The sequence below is a fragment of the Mycobacterium sp. IDUB_24 genome, from assembly GCF_055419385.1.
The window spans coordinates 414,504-432,618 of record NZ_JBVAXO010000004.1 but is presented as its reverse complement, the minus strand read 5'-3'; the positions used below and the strand labels follow the sequence as shown (position 1 = coordinate 432,618).

Annotated in this window: 16 protein-coding genes; 11 read left to right on the top strand and 5 right to left on the bottom strand. The window is 66.6% G+C overall.

Annotated elements, in window-relative coordinates; all coding sequences use genetic code 11:
* Nucleotides 1-59: 59 nt before the first annotated feature.
* The gene (locus tag ACZYZF_RS17410) at nucleotides 60-1,115 is read right to left on the bottom strand and encodes a 2,3-butanediol dehydrogenase (protein WP_463746468.1); all 1,056 of its coding nucleotides are present in this window, start codon (nucleotides 1,113-1,115) and stop codon (nucleotides 60-62) included.
* Between the two features lie 128 nt (nucleotides 1,116-1,243).
* Between ACZYZF_RS17410 and ACZYZF_RS17405 the strand changes: the two genes are divergently transcribed.
* From ACZYZF_RS17405 to ACZYZF_RS17390, 4 genes are all read left to right on the top strand, one after another.
* The gene (locus tag ACZYZF_RS17405; RefSeq protein ID WP_463746467.1) at nucleotides 1,244-3,073 is read left to right on the top strand and encodes a flavin-containing monooxygenase; all 1,830 of its coding nucleotides are present in this window, start codon (nucleotides 1,244-1,246) and stop codon (nucleotides 3,071-3,073) included.
* 80 nt (nucleotides 3,074-3,153) lie between these two features.
* On the top strand, nucleotides 3,154-3,651 hold the full coding sequence (locus ACZYZF_RS17400; RefSeq protein WP_463746466.1) for a DNA-deoxyinosine glycosylase: 498 nt from the start codon (nucleotides 3,154-3,156) through the stop codon (nucleotides 3,649-3,651).
* 140 nt (nucleotides 3,652-3,791) lie between these two features.
* Nucleotides 3,792-6,959: an ATP-binding protein gene (locus tag ACZYZF_RS17395; RefSeq protein ID WP_463836348.1), complete on the top strand. Its 3,168-nt coding sequence runs from the start codon at nucleotides 3,792-3,794 to the stop codon at nucleotides 6,957-6,959.
* Nucleotides 6,960-7,014: 55 nt separating this feature from the next.
* A complete protein-coding gene (locus ACZYZF_RS17390; protein ID WP_463836347.1) occupies nucleotides 7,015-8,538 on the top strand; it encodes an HNH endonuclease signature motif containing protein in 1,524 nt (507 codons plus the stop codon).
* Here ACZYZF_RS17390 and ACZYZF_RS17385 read toward each other — a convergent pair.
* Nucleotides 8,514-9,350: an AraC family transcriptional regulator gene (locus ACZYZF_RS17385; protein WP_463836346.1), complete on the bottom strand. Its 837-nt coding sequence runs from the start codon at nucleotides 9,348-9,350 to the stop codon at nucleotides 8,514-8,516. The two genes, ACZYZF_RS17390 and ACZYZF_RS17385, sit on opposite strands and share 25 nt — an antisense overlap.
* A 27-nt stretch (nucleotides 9,351-9,377) precedes the next feature.
* On the opposite strand from ACZYZF_RS17385, the gene ACZYZF_RS17380 reads away from it, so the two are divergent.
* The 3 genes from ACZYZF_RS17380 to ACZYZF_RS17370 are packed head-to-tail and all read left to right on the top strand — an operon-like array spanning nucleotide 9,378 to nucleotide 10,743.
* Nucleotides 9,378-9,848, top strand: coding sequence for a VOC family protein (locus ACZYZF_RS17380; RefSeq protein WP_463746462.1), 471 nt, complete (start codon nucleotides 9,378-9,380; stop codon nucleotides 9,846-9,848).
* Between the two features lie 9 nt (nucleotides 9,849-9,857).
* Nucleotides 9,858-10,295: an HIT family protein gene (locus tag ACZYZF_RS17375; protein ID WP_463836345.1), complete on the top strand. Its 438-nt coding sequence runs from the start codon at nucleotides 9,858-9,860 to the stop codon at nucleotides 10,293-10,295.
* Between the two features lie 4 nt (nucleotides 10,296-10,299).
* Nucleotides 10,300-10,743, top strand: a complete 444-nt coding sequence (locus ACZYZF_RS17370) for a nitroreductase family deazaflavin-dependent oxidoreductase (protein WP_463746460.1) — start codon at nucleotides 10,300-10,302, stop codon at nucleotides 10,741-10,743.
* Here ACZYZF_RS17370 and ACZYZF_RS17365 read toward each other — a convergent pair.
* Both ACZYZF_RS17365 and ACZYZF_RS17360 read right to left on the bottom strand, forming a co-directional pair.
* A complete protein-coding gene (locus tag ACZYZF_RS17365; protein ID WP_463836344.1) occupies nucleotides 10,740-11,789 on the bottom strand; it encodes an LLM class flavin-dependent oxidoreductase in 1,050 nt (349 codons plus the stop codon). The genes ACZYZF_RS17370 and ACZYZF_RS17365 overlap by 4 nt on opposite strands.
* 13 nt (nucleotides 11,790-11,802) lie before the next feature.
* Nucleotides 11,803-12,654, bottom strand: coding sequence for a uracil-DNA glycosylase (locus ACZYZF_RS17360; RefSeq protein WP_463836343.1), 852 nt, complete (start codon nucleotides 12,652-12,654; stop codon nucleotides 11,803-11,805).
* Nucleotides 12,655-12,729: 75 nt separating this feature from the next.
* Here ACZYZF_RS17360 and tap point away from each other — a divergent pair, with 75 nt between their 5' ends.
* Together tap and ACZYZF_RS17350 are read left to right on the top strand one after the other, a co-directional pair.
* Nucleotides 12,730-13,959: a multidrug efflux MFS transporter Tap gene (tap, locus tag ACZYZF_RS17355; protein ID WP_463746457.1), complete on the top strand. Its 1,230-nt coding sequence runs from the start codon at nucleotides 12,730-12,732 to the stop codon at nucleotides 13,957-13,959.
* Between the two features lie 17 nt (nucleotides 13,960-13,976).
* The gene (locus ACZYZF_RS17350) at nucleotides 13,977-15,323 is read left to right on the top strand and encodes an FAD-binding oxidoreductase (RefSeq protein ID WP_463746588.1); all 1,347 of its coding nucleotides are present in this window, start codon (nucleotides 13,977-13,979) and stop codon (nucleotides 15,321-15,323) included.
* On the opposite strand, the gene ACZYZF_RS17345 is transcribed toward ACZYZF_RS17350, so the two are convergent.
* Nucleotides 15,320-16,192 (bottom strand): rhomboid family intramembrane serine protease, encoded by an 873-nt coding sequence (locus ACZYZF_RS17345; protein WP_463746456.1) that lies wholly within the window; start codon nucleotides 16,190-16,192, stop codon nucleotides 15,320-15,322. The two genes, ACZYZF_RS17350 and ACZYZF_RS17345, sit on opposite strands and share 4 nt — an antisense overlap.
* Before the next feature lie 64 nt (nucleotides 16,193-16,256).
* On the opposite strand from ACZYZF_RS17345, the gene ACZYZF_RS17340 reads away from it, so the two are divergent.
* Both ACZYZF_RS17340 and ACZYZF_RS17335 read left to right on the top strand, forming a co-directional pair.
* Nucleotides 16,257-17,495: a cytochrome P450 gene (locus ACZYZF_RS17340; RefSeq protein ID WP_463746455.1), complete on the top strand. Its 1,239-nt coding sequence runs from the start codon at nucleotides 16,257-16,259 to the stop codon at nucleotides 17,493-17,495.
* A complete protein-coding gene (locus tag ACZYZF_RS17335; protein WP_463746454.1) occupies nucleotides 17,495-18,082 on the top strand; it encodes a TetR/AcrR family transcriptional regulator in 588 nt (195 codons plus the stop codon). Before ACZYZF_RS17340 ends, ACZYZF_RS17335 begins: the two co-directional genes overlap by 1 nt.
* Nucleotides 18,083-18,115: the final 33 nt, after the last annotated feature.

Below are 18,115 nucleotides of genomic sequence, written 5' to 3'. Positions count from 1 at the left end.
ACCGAATCGCGGTCACTCACACCGTCGACGAAAGTCGTTGTTTTCGAAACGATCTCGGGTCACGATTCTTCTCCGTTCGGGTTGACCAGAACTTTCATCTTCTTGCCGGCGTGCAGGGCTTCGAATCCCTCGTCGATCACCTCGTCGATCCCGATGCGCGTCACCCACCCCCTCGTGTCGTACACCCCCTGCGCCATGAGATCGATGACGGCCTCGAAGTCTGTTGACGTGTAACACAAAGAGCCCTGGATGCGGGATTCGTTCATAACCAAGTTGAGCAATGGTGTCGGCAGCGGTTTTTCGTAGATCGCGACGCTGACGGTCGGTTTGCGCGCACCCACGCACGCGGTGGCCGCCGCGATGGCAGGCGCCACCCCCGCAGCATCGAATGCCGCATCGGCGCCCCGGCCGTCGGTCTGATCGGTGATGAACGCCGGGACGTCGAGGGCGGTGGGATCCAGGGTCTTGGCGCCGAGCGACTCGATCCCGGACCTGCGGGTAGGCGAGGGTTCCACGACGAACACGTCATTGAGCCCTTTGCCCCGCAGCGCGAACCACAGGCCGATCCCGATCGGCCCGGCCCCGAAGATCACCGCGGTGTGTAGCGGGCCGACCTCACCGAGGGTCGCGGCGTGATAAGCCACCGACATCGGCTCGACCAGCGCACCGAGCTCGAGAGAGACATTGTCGGGAAGTCGGTGCAACATGTCGGTCGGCACCACGGTGTATTCGGCCATACCGCCGTCGGACATCAGGCCGTGAAAGCCGATCTGCTGACAGATGTTGTAGGTGCCGGCCCGGCACGGTGCGCAATGTCCGCATCGATAAATCGGCTCGACGGCCACCCGGTCTCCCGGCGCGAAGTCGATGACGCCCGCACCCACCTCGGTGATGGTTCCGGAGAACTCGTGGCCCATGGTCAGCGGCAGCTGCCGCCCGGTCAAGGGATGCGGTTCGGTCGGTACGAAAATCGGGCCAGCATAGTATTCATGCAGGTCAGTGCCGCAGATTCCGTTGAAGCCCACCTTGATCTTGACGGTGCCCGGCACGGGGTCAGGCTCGGGGACATCGGCGACTTCGACCTTGTTCGGTCCGTGGTACACGGCTGCTCTCATAGGGCCGTTCTAGGCGACCAGCCGGTTGCGCCGTAAGGGTTGCAAGACGTTGCGGTCTCAAATGCCGGGTCGGTTGCAACCCCGTGCAACCCTTGTTGCAACGTTCGGCACCGTGTGGGCTGGGCCACATGACACAGACCACCGCCGCACCGCTGGCCACACTGTCACCGCAGGACCGGGTCAACGCCTGGCTGGCCGACTTCGAGTCCGCCCTGGCAGACCGGGATATCGACCGCGTTGTCGGGAAGTTCGCCACCGACAGCTTCTGGCGGGACCTGGTCGCCTTCACCTGGAACCTCAAGACCCTCGAGGGCCGGGACAGCATGGCCGACATGCTGACCACACGACTGGACGACACCGAACCGTCCGGGTTCCGGACGGCGGAAACCCCGACCGAGGAATTCGACGGGGACCACGTAGTCACCTCGGCGTTCATCGAGTTCGAAACGGCGGTCGGCCGCGGCAAGGGGCACCTGCGACTGCGGGACGAATTGGGCTGGACCCTCCTGACGACACTCCAGGAGCTCAAAGGCCACGAGGAACGCAAGGGTGCCAACCGTCCACTGGGCGCTGTGCACGGTTCCGATCCCGACACCCGGTCATGGGCCGAGAAGCGTCTCGACGAGGAGCTGACGCTGGGCTACTCCGAGGAGCCCTACACCCTGGTGATCGGCGGCGGACAAGGCGGCATCGCGCTGGGCGCCCGGCTGCGCCAACTAGGGGTGCCGGCCATCGTCGTCGACCAACACGAGCGACCCGGCGACCAGTGGCGCAAACGCTACAAGTCGCTGTGCCTGCACGACCCGGTCTGGTACGACCACCTGCCGTACCTGCCGTTCCCGCCGAACTGGCCGGTGTTCGCACCCAAGGACAAGATCGGCGACTGGCTCGAGTTCTACACCCGGGTCATGGAAGTGCCCTACTGGAGCTCGACCACCTGTCTGTCGGCGGCATATGACGAAGACGAACAGCGGTGGACTGTCGAGGTGAACCGCAACGGCGAGGCGGTGACACTGCGGCCCGTGCATCTGGTGCTGGCGACCGGCATGTCAGGCAAGCCCAGCATCCCCACACTGCGGGGCCAGGAAGTGTTCCGTGGCGACCAGCACCATTCCAGTCACCACCCCGGCCCGGACCGCTACGTCGGCAAGCGCGCTGTGGTGATCGGCGCCAACAACTCCGCGCATGACATCTGTAAGGCGTTGTACGAGAACTACGTCGACGTCACCATGGTACAGCGATCCTCGACGCACATCGTCAAGTCGGACTCGTTGATGGAGCTCGGTCTGGGTGACCTGTACTCGGAGCGCGCAGTGGCCGCCGGAATGACCACCGAGAAAGCCGATCTGACCTTCGCGTCATTGCCATATGCCATCATGGCCGACTTCCAACGGCCTATCTACGATGCAATCCGCCAGCGCGACAAGGACTTCTACGCACGGCTGGAAGCCGCCGGATTCGATCTGGACTTCGGCGACGACGACTCCGGCCTGTTCATGAAGTACCTTCGCCGCGGCTCGGGCTACTACATCGACGTCGGTGCCTGCGAGCTGGTCGCCGACGGCAGCATCAAGCTCGCGCACGGAGAGGTCGACCGGCTCACCGAAAACTCGGTAATCCTTGCCGACGGCACCGAATTGCCCGCCGATGTGGTGGTTTACGCCACCGGGTTCGGCTCGATGAACGGCTGGGCAGCCGACCTGATCAGCCAGGAAGTCGCCGACCGGATCGGCAAGGTGTGGGGCCTGGGCTCGGGAACCACCAAGGACCCCGGCCCGTGGGAAGGCGAACAACGCAACATGTGGAAGCCCACCCAACAGCCCAACCTGTGGCTCCACGGCGGCAATCTGCACCAATCCCGGCACTATTCGCTGTATCTGGCGTTGCAGCTCAAGGCTCGCTATGAAGGCCTGGCAACGCCGGTGTACGGACTGCAGGAGGTCCATCACCTGAGCTGAAGACCTACGACATGGCGCCCCGAACGTGAATCCCCCCACCGCCGTTCGGGGCGCCCGCGTGCGCGGGTATACATGCGAGGGTGACAGAGCTGCTGCACGGGCTGGACCCCATCGCCGGCCGGGAGCCCCGCGTACTGATCCTGGGAAACATGCCGAGCGTGCTGTCGCTGGCCTCCGGTCAGTATTACGGCAATCCGCGAAACGCGTTCTGGCGCATCACCGGATCCCTCTGCGGGTTCAGCGCCGATGCGCCGTATCAGGATCGGATGGCAGGCCTCCACATACACCGCATTGCCGTGTGGGACGTGCTGCGGTCCTGCCGAAGGGTGGGCAGCCTGGACTCAGCTGTGGAACGGGACAGCATGGTGCCCAACGACTTTGCCGGGTTCTTCGCAGCACACCCCACGCTCCGGCAGCTGGTGTTCAACGGGGCTGCCGCCGAGTCGAACTACCGGCGTCTGGTGGGCACCCCTCCGGTTCCCTGCGTCCGGGCACCGTCGACCAGCCCCGCCCAGACGATGCGCTATGAGGACAAACTGAAGGCCTGGCAGGCCGCACTGGGAGTTCTGGACAGTTAGGCCGGCGTCGTCGCAAGCCGTTGCTCGATTCACTAACCCATGGGAAAAGTCCCATCGTGCCAGTGTGGCAACCCGGCCCCTCCGACGTTGCTGCGTTCTATCCTCGATGCAGCGGGTTCTCCGACGGCCGGGGGCTTCGAATGACGGAAACTGCGACATGCCGCGCGTGTGGCACCGAGCCGCGGGCAGGTGCCCGGTTCTGCGACGTCTGCGGCGCACCGGTCAAGGTGGCGCCTAACGCCGAATACAAGCAGGTCACCGTCTTGTTCGCCGACGTGGTTCGCTCCATGGACATCGCAACGACGCTGGGCGCCGAACGGCTCCGCGAGATCATGAGCGAGCTGTTCAACCGCTCCGCCGCGGTAGTCCGCCGCTACGGCGGCACCGTCGACAAATTCACCGGCGACGGCATCATGGCCATATTCGGAGCGCCCGTGGCGCTGGAGGACCACGCTTTTCGGTCCTGCCTGGCTGCATTGGAGATCCATCAGCAGACCGCACTCCTGGCCGTGCAGGTGAAGGCCCGCGATGGCCTCGACCTGCAGTTGCGAATCGGGTTGAGTTCGGGTCAGGTCATCACCGGCGAGGTTGGCACCGACACCATGAGCTACACCGCGATCGGCGAGCACGTCGGCATGGCGCAACGCATGGAATCGGTCGCCCCACCCGGCGGCGTGATGCTCACAAATTCAACCGCAAACCTGGTCAAAGACACCATGAAGCTTGCCGACCCCGAGATGGTGCAGGTAAAGGGCGCCAGCCACAGGACTCGGGCCCGCAGGCTCCTCGAGGTCAATTCCGCACACGACCTACTCAGTGTCGGCGAGTCGAACCTCGTCGGCCGGGGCTGGGAATTGTCCGCCGTAGAGGGCATTCTCGAGCGCTCGGTCCAGGGGCACGGCAGCATCGTCCTGCTGGTCGGCGGGCCCGGGATCGGCAAGAGCCGGCTGGTCAGCGAACTCGCGGCCAAGGCCACTGCGCGCGGGGTCCCGGTGCACTCGACATTCTGTGAGTCGCACACCACCGAAATCCCGTTCCATGCCATCGCTGGACTTCTGAAGGCAGCATTCGGCGTCGCCGAACTCGACCGCGCGGCGGCGCGTACGAAGGTCCGGACCCAGATTCCCGACGACGCCCCGGAAAGCCTGCAGCTGCTCGACGACTTGCTCGGCATCGCCGACCCTGACGTCGTCCCACCGGCGATAGACCCAGACGCTCGGCGGCGCCGGCTCACCACCCTGGTCAACGCGGCATCGCTGGCGCGGACGACACCGGCGGTCTACGTCATCGAGGACGCGCACTGGATCGACGGCGTCAGCGAATCGATGTTGTCGGATTTCCTGTTGGTGACACCGCAAACCCCCTCCATGGTCGTGATCACCTACCGCCCCGAATACCACGGCGCACTGAGTCATGTCCATGGCGCGCAAACGATTGTGCTTACCCCACTGAATGATTCGGAGACCTCCACGCTGATCACCGAGCTACTGGGAAGTGGCGACGGGGTGGCCGACTTGACCGACACCATCGCCGCGCGCGCTGCCGGCAACCCGTTCTTCGCGCTGGAGATCGTGCGCGACCTGACCGAACGCGGTCTGCTCCGTGGCGAGCGAGGTGCCTACGTGCTGTCCGACGGGCACCGTCGCGTGAGCGTCCCTGCCACCCTCCAGGCCACCATCGCCTCGCGCATCGACAGGCTTGAACCGGCGGCCAAGCGAACCCTGTGCGCCGCGTCCGTCATCGGTTCACGGTTCAGCGCCGGTTTGTTGACCTGCCTCAACACCGAGCCGGTGTTCGAGGAGCTGATCGAAGCCGAACTCATCGATCAGGTGCAGTACACGCCTCATGCGGAGTTCGCGTTCCATCACCCGATGGTGCGGACCGTCGCATACGAATCACAGCTCAAGGCCGATCGCTCAGAACTCCACAGGCGTCTGGCCGACACCATCGCCGACCGCGAACCCGGACAAGCCGACGAAAACGCGGCATTGATTGCCGAACACCTGGAAGCCGCCGGTGACCTACGGGCGGCATACGCCTGGCACATGCGCGCCGGGGCGTGGGCCAACAGTCGCGATACCGCTGCGGCGCAAGTGTGCTGGGAGCGCGCCCGCCAGATCGCGGACTTGTTGCCCGCCGACGATCCGGACCGGGCGGCGATGCGGATAGCACCACGCACACTGGTGTGCGGCAATGGCTTCCGAAGCAAGGTAACTGTCTCCGGTGCCCGATTCGAGGAACTTCGTGAGCTGTGCGAGGCCGCCGGGGACAAGGCATCATTGGCGATCGGCATGGCAGGGCTGACCGGTGAACTGATGCTGCAAGGCCGGGTACGCGACGCGGCGCGACAGGTTTCCGAGCACATGACGCTGATCGAGTCGATCGGCGATCCGACACTCACCGTCGGACTGTCCCCCACCCCGATCGCCCTCAAGATCGAGAGCGGCGAAATGGGCGAAGTGCTGCGCTGGTCGCAGACGGCAATTGACCTGGCCGACGGCGACCCCACCAAGGGCAACTTCATCATGGGTTCACCGCTGGCAGCCGCCTTCGCGGCCCGCAGCATCGCGAAATGGGCTCTCGGTCTTGATGGTTGGCGTGCGGATCTGGAACACGCGCTCGCCATGGCACGCACCACGGACAAGTTCTCGCACGCGCTCGTCATCACCTGGACGTACTTCACCACGTTGTCCAGCGGGGTACTGCTCGCCAGCGACGAGGCGATACGTGACATCGACGACGCCCTGCAGATAACCGAAGGAGCAGGCGACGATATCGCGCTCGGCCTGGCCCGGGTGACCATGGGATATGCCTTGCTGAATCGAGAATCTCCGGCGGACCGCGAGCGGGGATTGACGATGCTCGGCGAAGTCCGGCAGATGTGCCTGAGCGGACGGTTCTATCTGTCCGAACTTGTGGGCATCGACGTTTACACCGCACGCGAGCGCGCCAAACGCGGTGACCGCGCCGGCACGATCCGGATACTGCGCCAGGCGATCGACGACCTGTTTCACACCGGGCAGCTTCCGTACAACATCCTGGCGACAGGCATCCTCGCCGAGACCCTCGTGGACAGGGGCGCCAAGGGGGACCTGGCCGAGGCTGAGGCCGCCATCAACAGACTGATGGCAATCCCCGTCGAAGATGGCCTCATCCTTCGCGACATCATGCTGCTGAGGAGCCGGGCCCTGATCGCCCGCGCGAAAGGCGACGACGCCGGCTACCGCGAATTCCGCGACCGATACCGAGACATAGCGAGCAGGCTCGGCTTCGAAGGGCACATCGCCCTGGCCGCAGCGTTGCCCTGAGCTCTCACGAAAATCTGCCACGCGCGTGTCGTGGGTGCATGGCATAATCGAACACGTGTTCGAAGTCGATTCTGCTGCTGACCTGATCGACCGGGTCAGTGTCGGGGCGCGGGCCGAATCGGCGGCGATCGCGGGCCGCCTGGCGGCGATCGGGGAACTCGACACCCGCCGTGCACACGAACTGGCCGAATCGATCTTTTGGACCACCGACCCCTTCGCCGAAGTGTCTGCTGAAATCTCGGCTGCCCTGCGGATCAGCCGGCACCGGGCCGGCACCCAGATCCACCACGCCCGCGTCCTGCGCGACAAACTGCCCCTGGTCGCAGCGCGCTTCGCGGCCGGGGACATCGACTATCGGGTGGTGCAGATGATCATCGCCCGCACCGACATCGTCGATCCCTCGGTGTGGTCAGGCCTGGATGAGGAACTGGCCACCCGTGCACACCGATGGATGCGCCTGTCCGAAAACCAACTCCGCGACCGGATCGATCAGTGGATCGCCAAACTCGACCCCAACGGGGTGCGGGTGCCACCGAATGTGGCTGAGGATCGGTTTGTTCAGGTCGAGGTGGGCAGCCCGGGCAAGGCCACGGTGTGGGCCAATGTGGATGTCACCGACGGGGCCGCCCTGGATCAACGTCTGGACGCGTTGGCCGACACCGTGTGTGAGCACGATCCCCGCACCCATGCCCAGCGCCGGGCTGATGCGATCGGCCCGCTGGCCCGCCTGCAGTCCCAACTGCAATGCCTGTGCGGGTTACCCGACTGCCCGGCCGGCCAGCAGCGGGCCGCGGCCACTGCCGCAATGGTCCATGTGTTGGCCACCGAATCGACCCTGGACGGCACCTCCGATGATCCTGGCTATCTGCCCGGCTACGGGATCCTGCCCGCCGAGACGGTGCGCAACCTGGCCGCCAACGCCAAACACAAACCGGTGGTGGTACCCGCCACTGACACCAGCACCCACACCGACACCGACACCGACACCGACACCGACACCGAGAACACTGCGCAGACGGCCCACACCGAGAACGCTGACGCCGGCGCGGCTGAGCCGCAGTACCGCCCGTCGGCGGCGTTGAGTGAGTTCATCCGGTTCCGGGATCTGACCTGCCGATTCCCCGGCTGCGATGCCCCGGCGGTGGTTTCCGATATCGACCACACCGTGCCCTACCCACTGGGGCCGACACACCCCTCGAACACCAAACTATATTGCCGCGCACACCATCTGGTGAAAACCTTCTGCCCCGGCTGGACCGACCGCCAACTACCCGACGGCACCATCGAATTCAACTCACCCACCGGACACACCTACACCACCGAACCCCACGGCGCCGCCATGTTCCCCACCCTGGCCCAACCCACCGGGAACCTGAACCTCCCCGAACCCGAGCCGCACGCCCCAGAGACGAACCGCGGCGCCAAGATGCCCACCCGCCGCCAAACCCGCGAACAAGACCGCCAAGACCGCATCGCCGAAGAACGACGGCTCCGCGCCGAAATCAACAACGACCTCGCATTCGAACGCGACTTCCAAGCCTGGATCGCCGAACACTACGAACCACCACCACCCTTCTGAGTACTGATCGCGTACTCACCCGGTGTGCTGCCCAGCATGGACCGGAAGTCGTTGATGAAATGAGCTTGGTCGTACCAGCCGAGTCGCACTGCGAGATCGGCGAAATCGACTCCGGGCACGGTCTCGATCTCCAGCGCCGCCTGCTGCAGGCGGTACCTGCACAGCACCCACTTGACCGTTACCCCGACGTACCGGCGGAACACCCGCTGGGTGGTCCGCGTACTCCACGGTGAGAGCGTCATGACCTGCTCCACGCGATGCAATGACGCGTCGTCACGCATCCGCTCGATCAACGGCACCAACGCCCGGTACGTTTCGTCCAACGGCGCTTCCGAAGCCGAGATCGTGGCATCCAGGCGGGCGCGGACGGTGTCCACGTCCGCCCCCAGAAGCACTGGCGCACCGAATAATTCGTCATCCACCGGAACAACCCGCCCGGTCATTGCGGCAGCGTCACCGCCGAACCGGGCGGTGAAACCGCCGGGCCGGAATCGAGCCCCGACCACCCCGCCCCGACCGCTGATCGTGATGCGGAATACCTTCGGCACCACCCCGTGCAGCAGCGTGCTGGGCAACCGATAACCATGGCGCACAACATCATCACCCCACTCACGGGTGAGATGCATGGCAGGGAAGGTGATCACCGTGCTCTCGAAGGGCCCGGCCTCGTGCCGGTCCCAGGTCACCGACCAGTAATGTTCGACGAATCTCGCGGCCTCCTCCGACGGCGCCCACCGGTGGAGGTCGAAAGCCGAAGCACTGCCTGCACGGCCGACCACGCCGCGCATTGGCGCGTTTTTCCAAGCGGCCACGCACCCCAGCCTACGAAACTGGCTGACATGAGTGTCACACCGATTCCAGCGGGCTACACCAGCCTGACCCCGTTCATCTGCGTCGACGGCGCGGCCGAGGCGATCGCTTTCTACCAGAACGTGTTCGGCGCCACGGTCATAGAGCGGATGGACGGCACCGACGGCACCGTCTCGCACGCCGAACTGGACTTCGGCAACGGCCGGCTGCAACTCGGCGATCCGCAGGAAGCGTTTCAGATCACCGCTCCCCTGCCGGGCGCCTCGGCAACGTACTCGTTGGGGCTCTACTGCCCCGATGTCGACGACGTGGTCGCCCGCGCGGAGAAGGCCGGGGCGACTATTCGCGAGCCCGCGCAGACATTCGTCACCGGTGACCGGTTCGCGTCCGTCCTCGACCCATTCGGTCTGCGCTGGACCGTCATGACCCGCGTCGAGAACTTCACGCCGGCCGAACGCGAACGTCGCGTCGCCGAATGGGCAGCCACCGCCGGCGGCTAACGTGACGGGATGTCTTGCGTGTTCTGCGCCATCGTCGCCGGGAAAGCCCCCGCCATCCGCATCTACGAGGACGACGAGTACCTGGGCATTCTCGACATCAGGCCGTTCAGCCGAGGCCACACCCTGGTGATCCCGAAGCGGCACACCGTCGACCTGACCGACACGCCGCCGGCGACCGTGGCCGCGATGACGAGTATCGGCCAGCGCATCGCGCGGGCCTCCCGTCGGTCCGGGCTGCACGCCGACGGCAACAACATCGTGATCAACGACGGCAAGGCCGCCTTCCAGAGCGTGTTCCACATCCATCTGCACGTGGTGCCGCGCCGCAGCGGCGACAAGCTGTCCTTCGTCAAGGGCATGGTGGTGCGCCGAGATCCGGACCGTGAGGAATCGGGGCGCCTGTTACGTGCAGCGGTGGCGCAGCTCGACGAATCCGCGCAGGAATGAGCGCATGAGCGATCTCCCCCGCGTCGAGCAGGTGGGCTTGCGGCTGTTGCACATCCACGACCTGCTCTACCAGAAGTCCAACGGGCTCATCGGTCACCGGATCCCCGGTATGCCGCCGAGCCTGCTCCTGCACACCACGGGCGCCAAAACCGGCGAACCCCGGATCAATACGTTGAGCTATGCCAAAGACGGCAAGGACTACCTGGTGGTGGCGTCGATGGGTGGTGCGCCGCGTTCACCGGGCTGGTATCACAACCTGAAAGCCCACCCGCGCGTCGAGATCAATGTCGGGACCAAGCGACTCGGTGTCATCGCCAAACCCGTGCTACCGGACGCTCCCGATTATCAGCGGCTGTGGAAGATCGTCAACGACAACAATTCTCACCGCTACGAGGCTTATCAAGCCAAGACCAGCCGGCCGATCCCGATCGTGGTGCTCACGCCCTAGAACAGCTCTTTGGCCAGCAGTTCGAGGGTGGTGTCGCGCGCCGCCGCGGTAGCCGGATCGACACCACGGCGGGCCGAGGCCACGGGGTTGACCATGACCTCGTCGACATCGAACTCTTCGGCCAAGGCCCGGACCTGCTCGGCCGCCTCGGTGGGCGAACCGACCACGGCGCGCCGCAGACCGGAGGACACAATGGCCTGTGCCTGTGGAGTCATGGTGGTCGCCTCGGCATCCTCGACGAGATCGAGGGGGCCGAGCGGCTGGCCGGTGCGCAGCCGGCCCATCATCTGCAGCTGAGGCAGCAGAAGTGCCTCCGCTTCTTCCCTGGTCTCAGCCACCGAGGCGTTGACGGTCAGGAAGGTGACCGGCTCGGGCGCCAGGTCGCTGGGCTGGAATTCGTCGCGGTAGACGGCCAGCGCCTCCGCGGTGCCGTGCCCGGAGAAATGGTGGGCGAACACGTAGGGCAGCCCCTTGGCCGCGGCCAGGTGCGCCGAGTACATCGACGAACCGAGTAGCCACATCCGCGGTTCGGTGACCGCCACCGGCGTCGCCTTGAGCACGTAGTTCTCCCGCATCAGGTCACGAGGCAACGGCACCCGGACACCGCGGGCACCCATCAGCGCCACTACGTCGTCGAGGTACTGCGGGAACGCTTCGATATCGCGATCGTCGCGTCCGGCGGCGCCACGAAGGGCCAGCGACGTGACCGGATCCGAGCCCGGCGCCCGACCGATACCGAGGTCGATGCGGCCGGGGTGGGCGGCCTCCAGCAGCGCGAACTGCTCGGCCACCGCCAACGGCGCATGGTTGGGCAGCATCACCCCGCCCGAGCCCAGCCGCAGCTGCGTGGTGTGCGCGGCGAGATGCGCGATCAGCACCGGCGGGCTGGTGGCGGCCACCGCGGGCATGTTGTGGTGCTCGGCGAGCCAGTAGCGCGTGTAGCCCAGCCGGTCGGCGGTCTGCGCCAGGTGAGTCGTGGCAGTCAGCGCATCGGCCGTGGACTGGTCGGTGCGCACCGGGACGAGGTCGAGGACAGAAAGCCGCATGACAACGTCAACGTCACGAGCCGTCCGGTTCGTTCCCGCCCGACTCGGCCACCAGGCACCTGGCGGTGGTGAAGATGTCATCGAGCATGGCCGCCGTGAGCCGGCCCGTGAAGGTGTTCTGCTGGCTGGGGTGGAAGCAACCGAGCAGGGTGACCGAGCCGAACGCGGAGGTCAACGGCACCGTCGCGCCGTGGCCGAACTTGGGCGCCGGTTTGATGTTCGAGCCGATCAACTCCAGTGCGGCTCGCCACGCGAACCCGCCCAACGCGATGACCACTCGCACCGACGGCCCCACCAATCGCCATTCGGCCTGCAGCCAGGGCGCACAGGTGGCCCGCTCGGCCGGGGTGGGCGCATTGGCAGGCGGTGCGCAGCGCACCGCGGCGGCCATGCGGGTGTCGATCAGTTGCATGCCGTCGGCTGCGTCGACGCACATGGCCTGATTGGCCAGCCCGGCCCGATGCAACGCGGCGAACAGGAAATCCCCGGATCGGTCGCCGGTGAACACCCGTCCGGTGCGGTTGGCGCCGTTGGCGGCCGGGGCCAGCCCGACGATGAATATGCCGGGTTGCTCAGCGCCGAACCCGGGGGCCGGCCTACCCCAATATGGTTGATCGGCAAAGGCTTTCCGTTTGGCCACGGCCACCTCTTCACGCCAGGTGACCAGCCGGGGACAGGCCCGGCACACTGAGATCTGTGCGTCGAGGCCCTCCACCGTGGCGGCCCGCGCCGCCAGCCTCCGCGCCTGTGCTGCTGATTTGGCCACCGGGGTGGACGGTGTCGCCGGATCACCAGGCCAGCCCGAGCCCGGCGGCACCGGCGAGGTGAACGAGTCCCCGGTCCGCGGATGTGGGAGCTGGGACATCGACACCCCTCCACTGTGCCGGAAATTCCGTCGCGACGGGTGCGGGCACGCTGCTAGATTCGGCCGCGATAGCCCATGACCGACACCAAGCGCGGCCCACTGCTGCTGATCCTGTTCGCCGCGCTGACGGCCGGGGCGGGCAACGGCATCACGATTGTTGCGTTCCCGTGGCTGGTGTTGCAGCGCAATGGATCCGCGCTCGACGCGTCGGTTGTCGCGATGGCCGGCACACTGCCGCTGTTGGTCGCCACCCTGATCGCCGGGGCCGCCGTCGACTATCTGGGTCGCCGACGCGTCTCGATGATCTCCGATCTGCTGTCGGCATTGTCGGTCGCCGCGGTTCCGATGCTGGCCCTGATATTCGGGGTCGACGCGGTCAATGTCGCGGTGCTCGCGGCCCTGGCGGCGCTCGGCGCCTTCTTCGATCCGGCCGGGATGACCGCGCGAGAGACCATGCTGCCCGAGGCCGCGGGCCGGGCCGGCTGGACCCTGGACCACGCGAACAGCGTGTACGAGGCGGTGTTCAACCTGGCCTACATCGTCGGTCCCGGGATCGGCGGCCTGCTGATCGCCACCCTCGGCGGGATCAACACCATGTGGGTGACTGCGGGGGCATTCTGCTGCTCGATCCTGGCCATCTCAGTGCTGCGACTGGAAGGCGCGGGTACCCCGGACCGCACGGCACTGCCCGAGGGTGCATGGGCGGGAATCGTCGAGGGATTGCGATTCGTCTGGCACACACCGGTATTGCGCACACTGGCGATCGTCGACCTGGTAGCCACCGGGCTCTACATGCCGATGGAATCCGTTCTCTTTCCCAAATACTTCACCGACCGCGACGAGCCGACCCAACTGGGCTGGGTGTTGATGGCGCTGAGCATCGGCGGGCTGATGGGTGCGCTCGGCTATGCAGTGCTGTCGAAATACATGAGCCGACGGGCCACCATGCTGACGGCGGTGATCACGCTCGGCGTGGCGATGACGGTGATCGCGTTCCTGCCACCGCTTCCGCTGATCCTGGTGCTGTGCGCGATCGTCGGGTTCGTCTACGGGCCGATCGCGCCGATCTACAACTACGTTATGCAGACCACCGCGCCGCAGCATCTGCGCGGCCGGGTGGTCGGGGTGATGGGCTCGCTGGCCTATGCCGCGGGCCCGCTCGGACTGATCCTGGCCGGGCCCCTGGCCGACGCCGCCGGGCTGCACGCGACGTTCCTGGCCCTATCGCTGCCGATGCTGCTGCTCGGGCTCGTCGCGCTGTTCCTGCCGGCGCTGCGCGCGCTGGACCTAGCATCGAAGCCGTGAATGCCGCCGCACTGCCGATGCTGATCGGTGAACTCCCCGAAGGGGTCGTCGTCACCGACCCCGACATCCTGGCCTCCTACCGCCAGGACCGGGCCGCCGATCCGTCGGCGGGCACCCCGCTGGCCGTGGTCCGGCCCACCCGCACCGAGGAAGTTCAAACCGTGCTGCGCTGGGCCGGCGCCCACCGGGTGGCGGTGGTGCCGCGTGGCGCGGGCACCGGATTGTCCGGCGGTGCGACAGCGCTCGACGGCGGCATCGTGTTGTCCACCGAGAAGATGCGGGACATCACCGTCGACCAGGTCACCCGCACAGCCGTGGTGCAGCCAGGTCTGCTCAACGCCGAGGTGAAGAAAGCCGTCGCGGCACACGGACTCTGGTACCCGCCCGACCCGTCCTCGTATGAGATCTGCAGCATCGGCGGCAATGTCGCCACCAACGCGGGCGGCCTGTGCTGTGTCAAGTACGGCGTCACCACCGACTACATCCTGGGCCTGCAGGTGGTGCTCGCCGACGGCACAGCGGTGCGCCTGGGCGGGCCGAGGTTGAAAGACGTTGCTGGCCTGAGCCTGACCAAGCTGTTCGTCGGCAGCGAGGGCACGCTGGGTGTGGTCACCGAGGCGACGCTGCGACTGCTGCCGCCACAGCATTCACCGTGCACCGTGGTGGCCACGTTCGACTCGGTGGAGGCCGCCTCGAATTCCGTCGTGAACATCACCGGCAAGATCCGGCCGTCCATGCTGGAGTTCATGGATTCGGTGGCGATCAACGCCGTCGAGGACAAGCTCAAGATGGGCCTGGACCGCAACGCCGCGGCGATGATGGTGGCAGCGTCCGATGACCGCGGCGCCGCGGGTGCCGACGACGCCGCGTTCATGGCTGACGTGTTCACCGAATGCGGTGCCACCGAAGTGTTTTCCACCTCCGACCCCGACGAGGGCGAGGCCTTCGTCGCGGCCCGTCGTTTCGCCATCCCAGCCGTGGAGGCCAAGGGCTCATTGCTGTTGGAGGACGTCGGTGTGCCACTACCCGCGCTGGCCGAACTGGTCAGCGGGGTCGCTGCGATCGCGGCACATCGGGATCTGCTGATCTCGGTGATCGCCCATGCCGGGGACGGCAACACCCACCCGCTGATCGTGTTCGACCCGGCCGATGCCGACATGGCCGCACGTGCCCAGCTGGCTTTCGGCGAGATCATGGATCTTGCTGTGGGACTGGGCGGCACCATCACCGGCGAGCACGGTGTGGGCCGGCTCAAGCAGCCATGGCTGGCCGGCCAGATCGGACCGGACGCAATGGAACTCAATCACCGCATCAAGCGGGCGCTGGACCCGCAGAACATCCTCAATCCCGGCGCGGCGATCTAGGTCACGCCCAGCAGATACAGCAGTTCCGTTGAACGCCACCAGATCAGCGCGAGGAAGGCCAGCAGCACCGCCACCGAGACCCCGGCCTGGACGGCATTTCGACGCGCAGGCGGGGCATACACATAAGCCGCCGCGATTCCCGCGCCGGTGACCAGGCCGCCGACGTGGCCCTGCCAGCTGATCGCTCCGGTGCCCAGTGCGGGCCCGGCGAACGTGAACACCAGGTTGATGACGACCACCGCGGCGATCATGCGGACGTCGAGGTTGAGTTTGCGGGCCACCACGAAGATCGCCCCGAAGAGGCCGAAGATCGCGCCCGAGGCACCCGCCGTCGCGCTGTTCAACGGAGACAGCAGGTAGACCAGCACCGAGCCGCCGAGCCCGCTGAGCGCATACAACGCCCCGAACCGCAGCCGGCCCAGCCATTGCTCCAGCGGCGGACCCACCACGTAGAGCGCCCACATGTTGAACAGCAGATGCATGGCGCCGTAATGCAGGAACATCGAGGTCACCAGGCGGTAGTACTGGTCGTGCGCGGCGACGCCCGGCGGCCACAGGGTGAGCTCCTTCTCCAGATTTCCCGCGGCCATCTGCAGGACGAACATCACGACGTTGACCGCGATCAATGCGTAGGTCAGGATCGGCGCCCCGGTACGGGCCACCCCGCCGAACTGGGTGCGCTGCGTCCGCACCGATTTGGCGCCCTCGCCGACGCAGTCCACGCACTGATGGCCCACGGCCGCCGAGCGCATGCACTCCGGGCAGACGGGACGCTGGCACCGCGCGCACCGCACATACGTGGGTCGGTCCGGATGCCGATAACACGTCGGCGTCTGAGCAGGTAGCTGCGGCGTGCCAGGGGTACTCATCACGCCCGAGCCTATCCGGCGGCCGCTATTGACACTGATGCCGTAGATGTCGTACCAATAAGACATGGCAGCGACTTTGTCTCATAGCCCCGCCCGGTTCCAGCCCGCCGACGCCGACACCTGGCCCAACCCTTGGCCCATGTATGCCGCGCTGCGCGACCACGATCCCGTGCACCACGTGGTGCCCGACGAGTCTCCGGAACACGACTACTACGTGCTGTCCCGGCACGCCGACATCTGGGCGGCCGCCCGTGACCACGGCACCTTCTCTTCGGCGCAGGGCCTGACGATCACCTACGGCGAGCTGGACATGATCGGGCTCGCCGACAACCCGCCGTTCGTCATGCAGGACCCACCGGTGCACACCGAGTTCCGCAAGCTGGTCTCGCGCGGGTTCACCCCACGCCAGGTGGAAGCAGTGGAGCCGAAGGTGCGGGAGTTCGTCATCGAGCGCCTCGAGGGGTTGCGCTCGAATGGCGGCGGGGACATCGCCGCCGAGTTGTTCAAGCCGCTGCCGTCGATGGTCGTCGCGCACTACCTCGGCGTACCCGAGTCCGACCGGGACCAGTTCGACGGCTGGACCGACGCGATCGTCGCGGCCAACAGCTCGGCCGGCGGCATCACCGCGGCGATGGGCACCGCCGGCGCCGCGGTGGCTTCGATGATGGGCTACTTCTCCGAGCTCATCGAACGGCGCCGACGCGAGCCCGGCGACGACACCATCTCGCACCTGGTGGCGGCCGGCGTTGGGGCTGACGGCGACATCGCGGGCGTGCTGTCGATCCTGGCCTTCACGTTCACCATGGTCACCGGCGGCAACGACACCACCACCGGAATGCTCGGCGGCACAGTGCAACTCCTACAGCAGCGGCCGGACCAGCGTCGGCTCCTGATCGACGAACCCGAGCTGATCCCGGGCGCGATCGACGAGTTCCTGCGGCTGACCTCCCCGGTGCAGGGCCTGGCCCGCACCGTCACCCGCGACGTCACCATCGGCGACACCACCATCCCGGCCGGGCGCAAGGCGCTGTTGCTGTACGGCTCGGGCAACCGCGATGAGCGCGAATTTGGCGACAACGCAGCCGAACTCGATGTGCGACGCGCACCGCGCAATATCCTGACCTTCAGCCACGGCGCACACTTCTGCCTCGGCGCGGCCGCCGCCCGGATGCAGTCCCGGGTCGCACTGACCGAATTACTCTCGCGCTACCCGGATTTCGAGGTCGATCTGGATTCGGTGGTATGGGCCGGCGGCAGCTACGTGCGGAGGCCGTTGAGCGTGCCGTTCCGAGCAGGGACCTGATGTCCCGCGACTGGTTGTCGGCGCGGCGGTCCGAAGTGGCCGCCGACCACATCCTCGACGCCGCCGGCTCCCTGTTCACCCTCAAGGACGCGGCGACCGTCGGCATGCACGAGATCGCGGCGGCCGCAGGCTGTTCCCGTGCCACGCTGTACCGCTATTTCGAGAATCGCGATGCGCTCTACACCGCTTACGTACACCGCGAGGCACGGTGGTTGTACGAAGAGGTCAGCGAACAGGTGGCCGCGGTCACCGATCCGGCGCAACGCCTGATCGAGGGCGTGGTCACCGCGCTGAAAGCGGTACGCGACAGCCCAGCACTGTCCTCTTGGTTCGCCACCGCGCAGCGGCCTATCGGTGGCGAGATGGCCGAACACTCCGAGGTGATCCGCGCGCTGGTGGAGGGCTTTGTGCGTTCGCTCGCCGGTGGAGCCGGCGGCAACGACCAGGTGGGCCGGCGGGCCCGGTGGCTGGTGCGGGTCATGGTGTCGCTGCTGGTGTTCCCCGGCGGCGACGAGGCAGACGAGCGCACCATGCTGGCTGAGTTCGTCGCTCCGCTGGTCATCCCGGCACAAGCACCTGCCGAGTAGCCGATTGCCGGGCGGCACGCGCCGGCCTGCCCC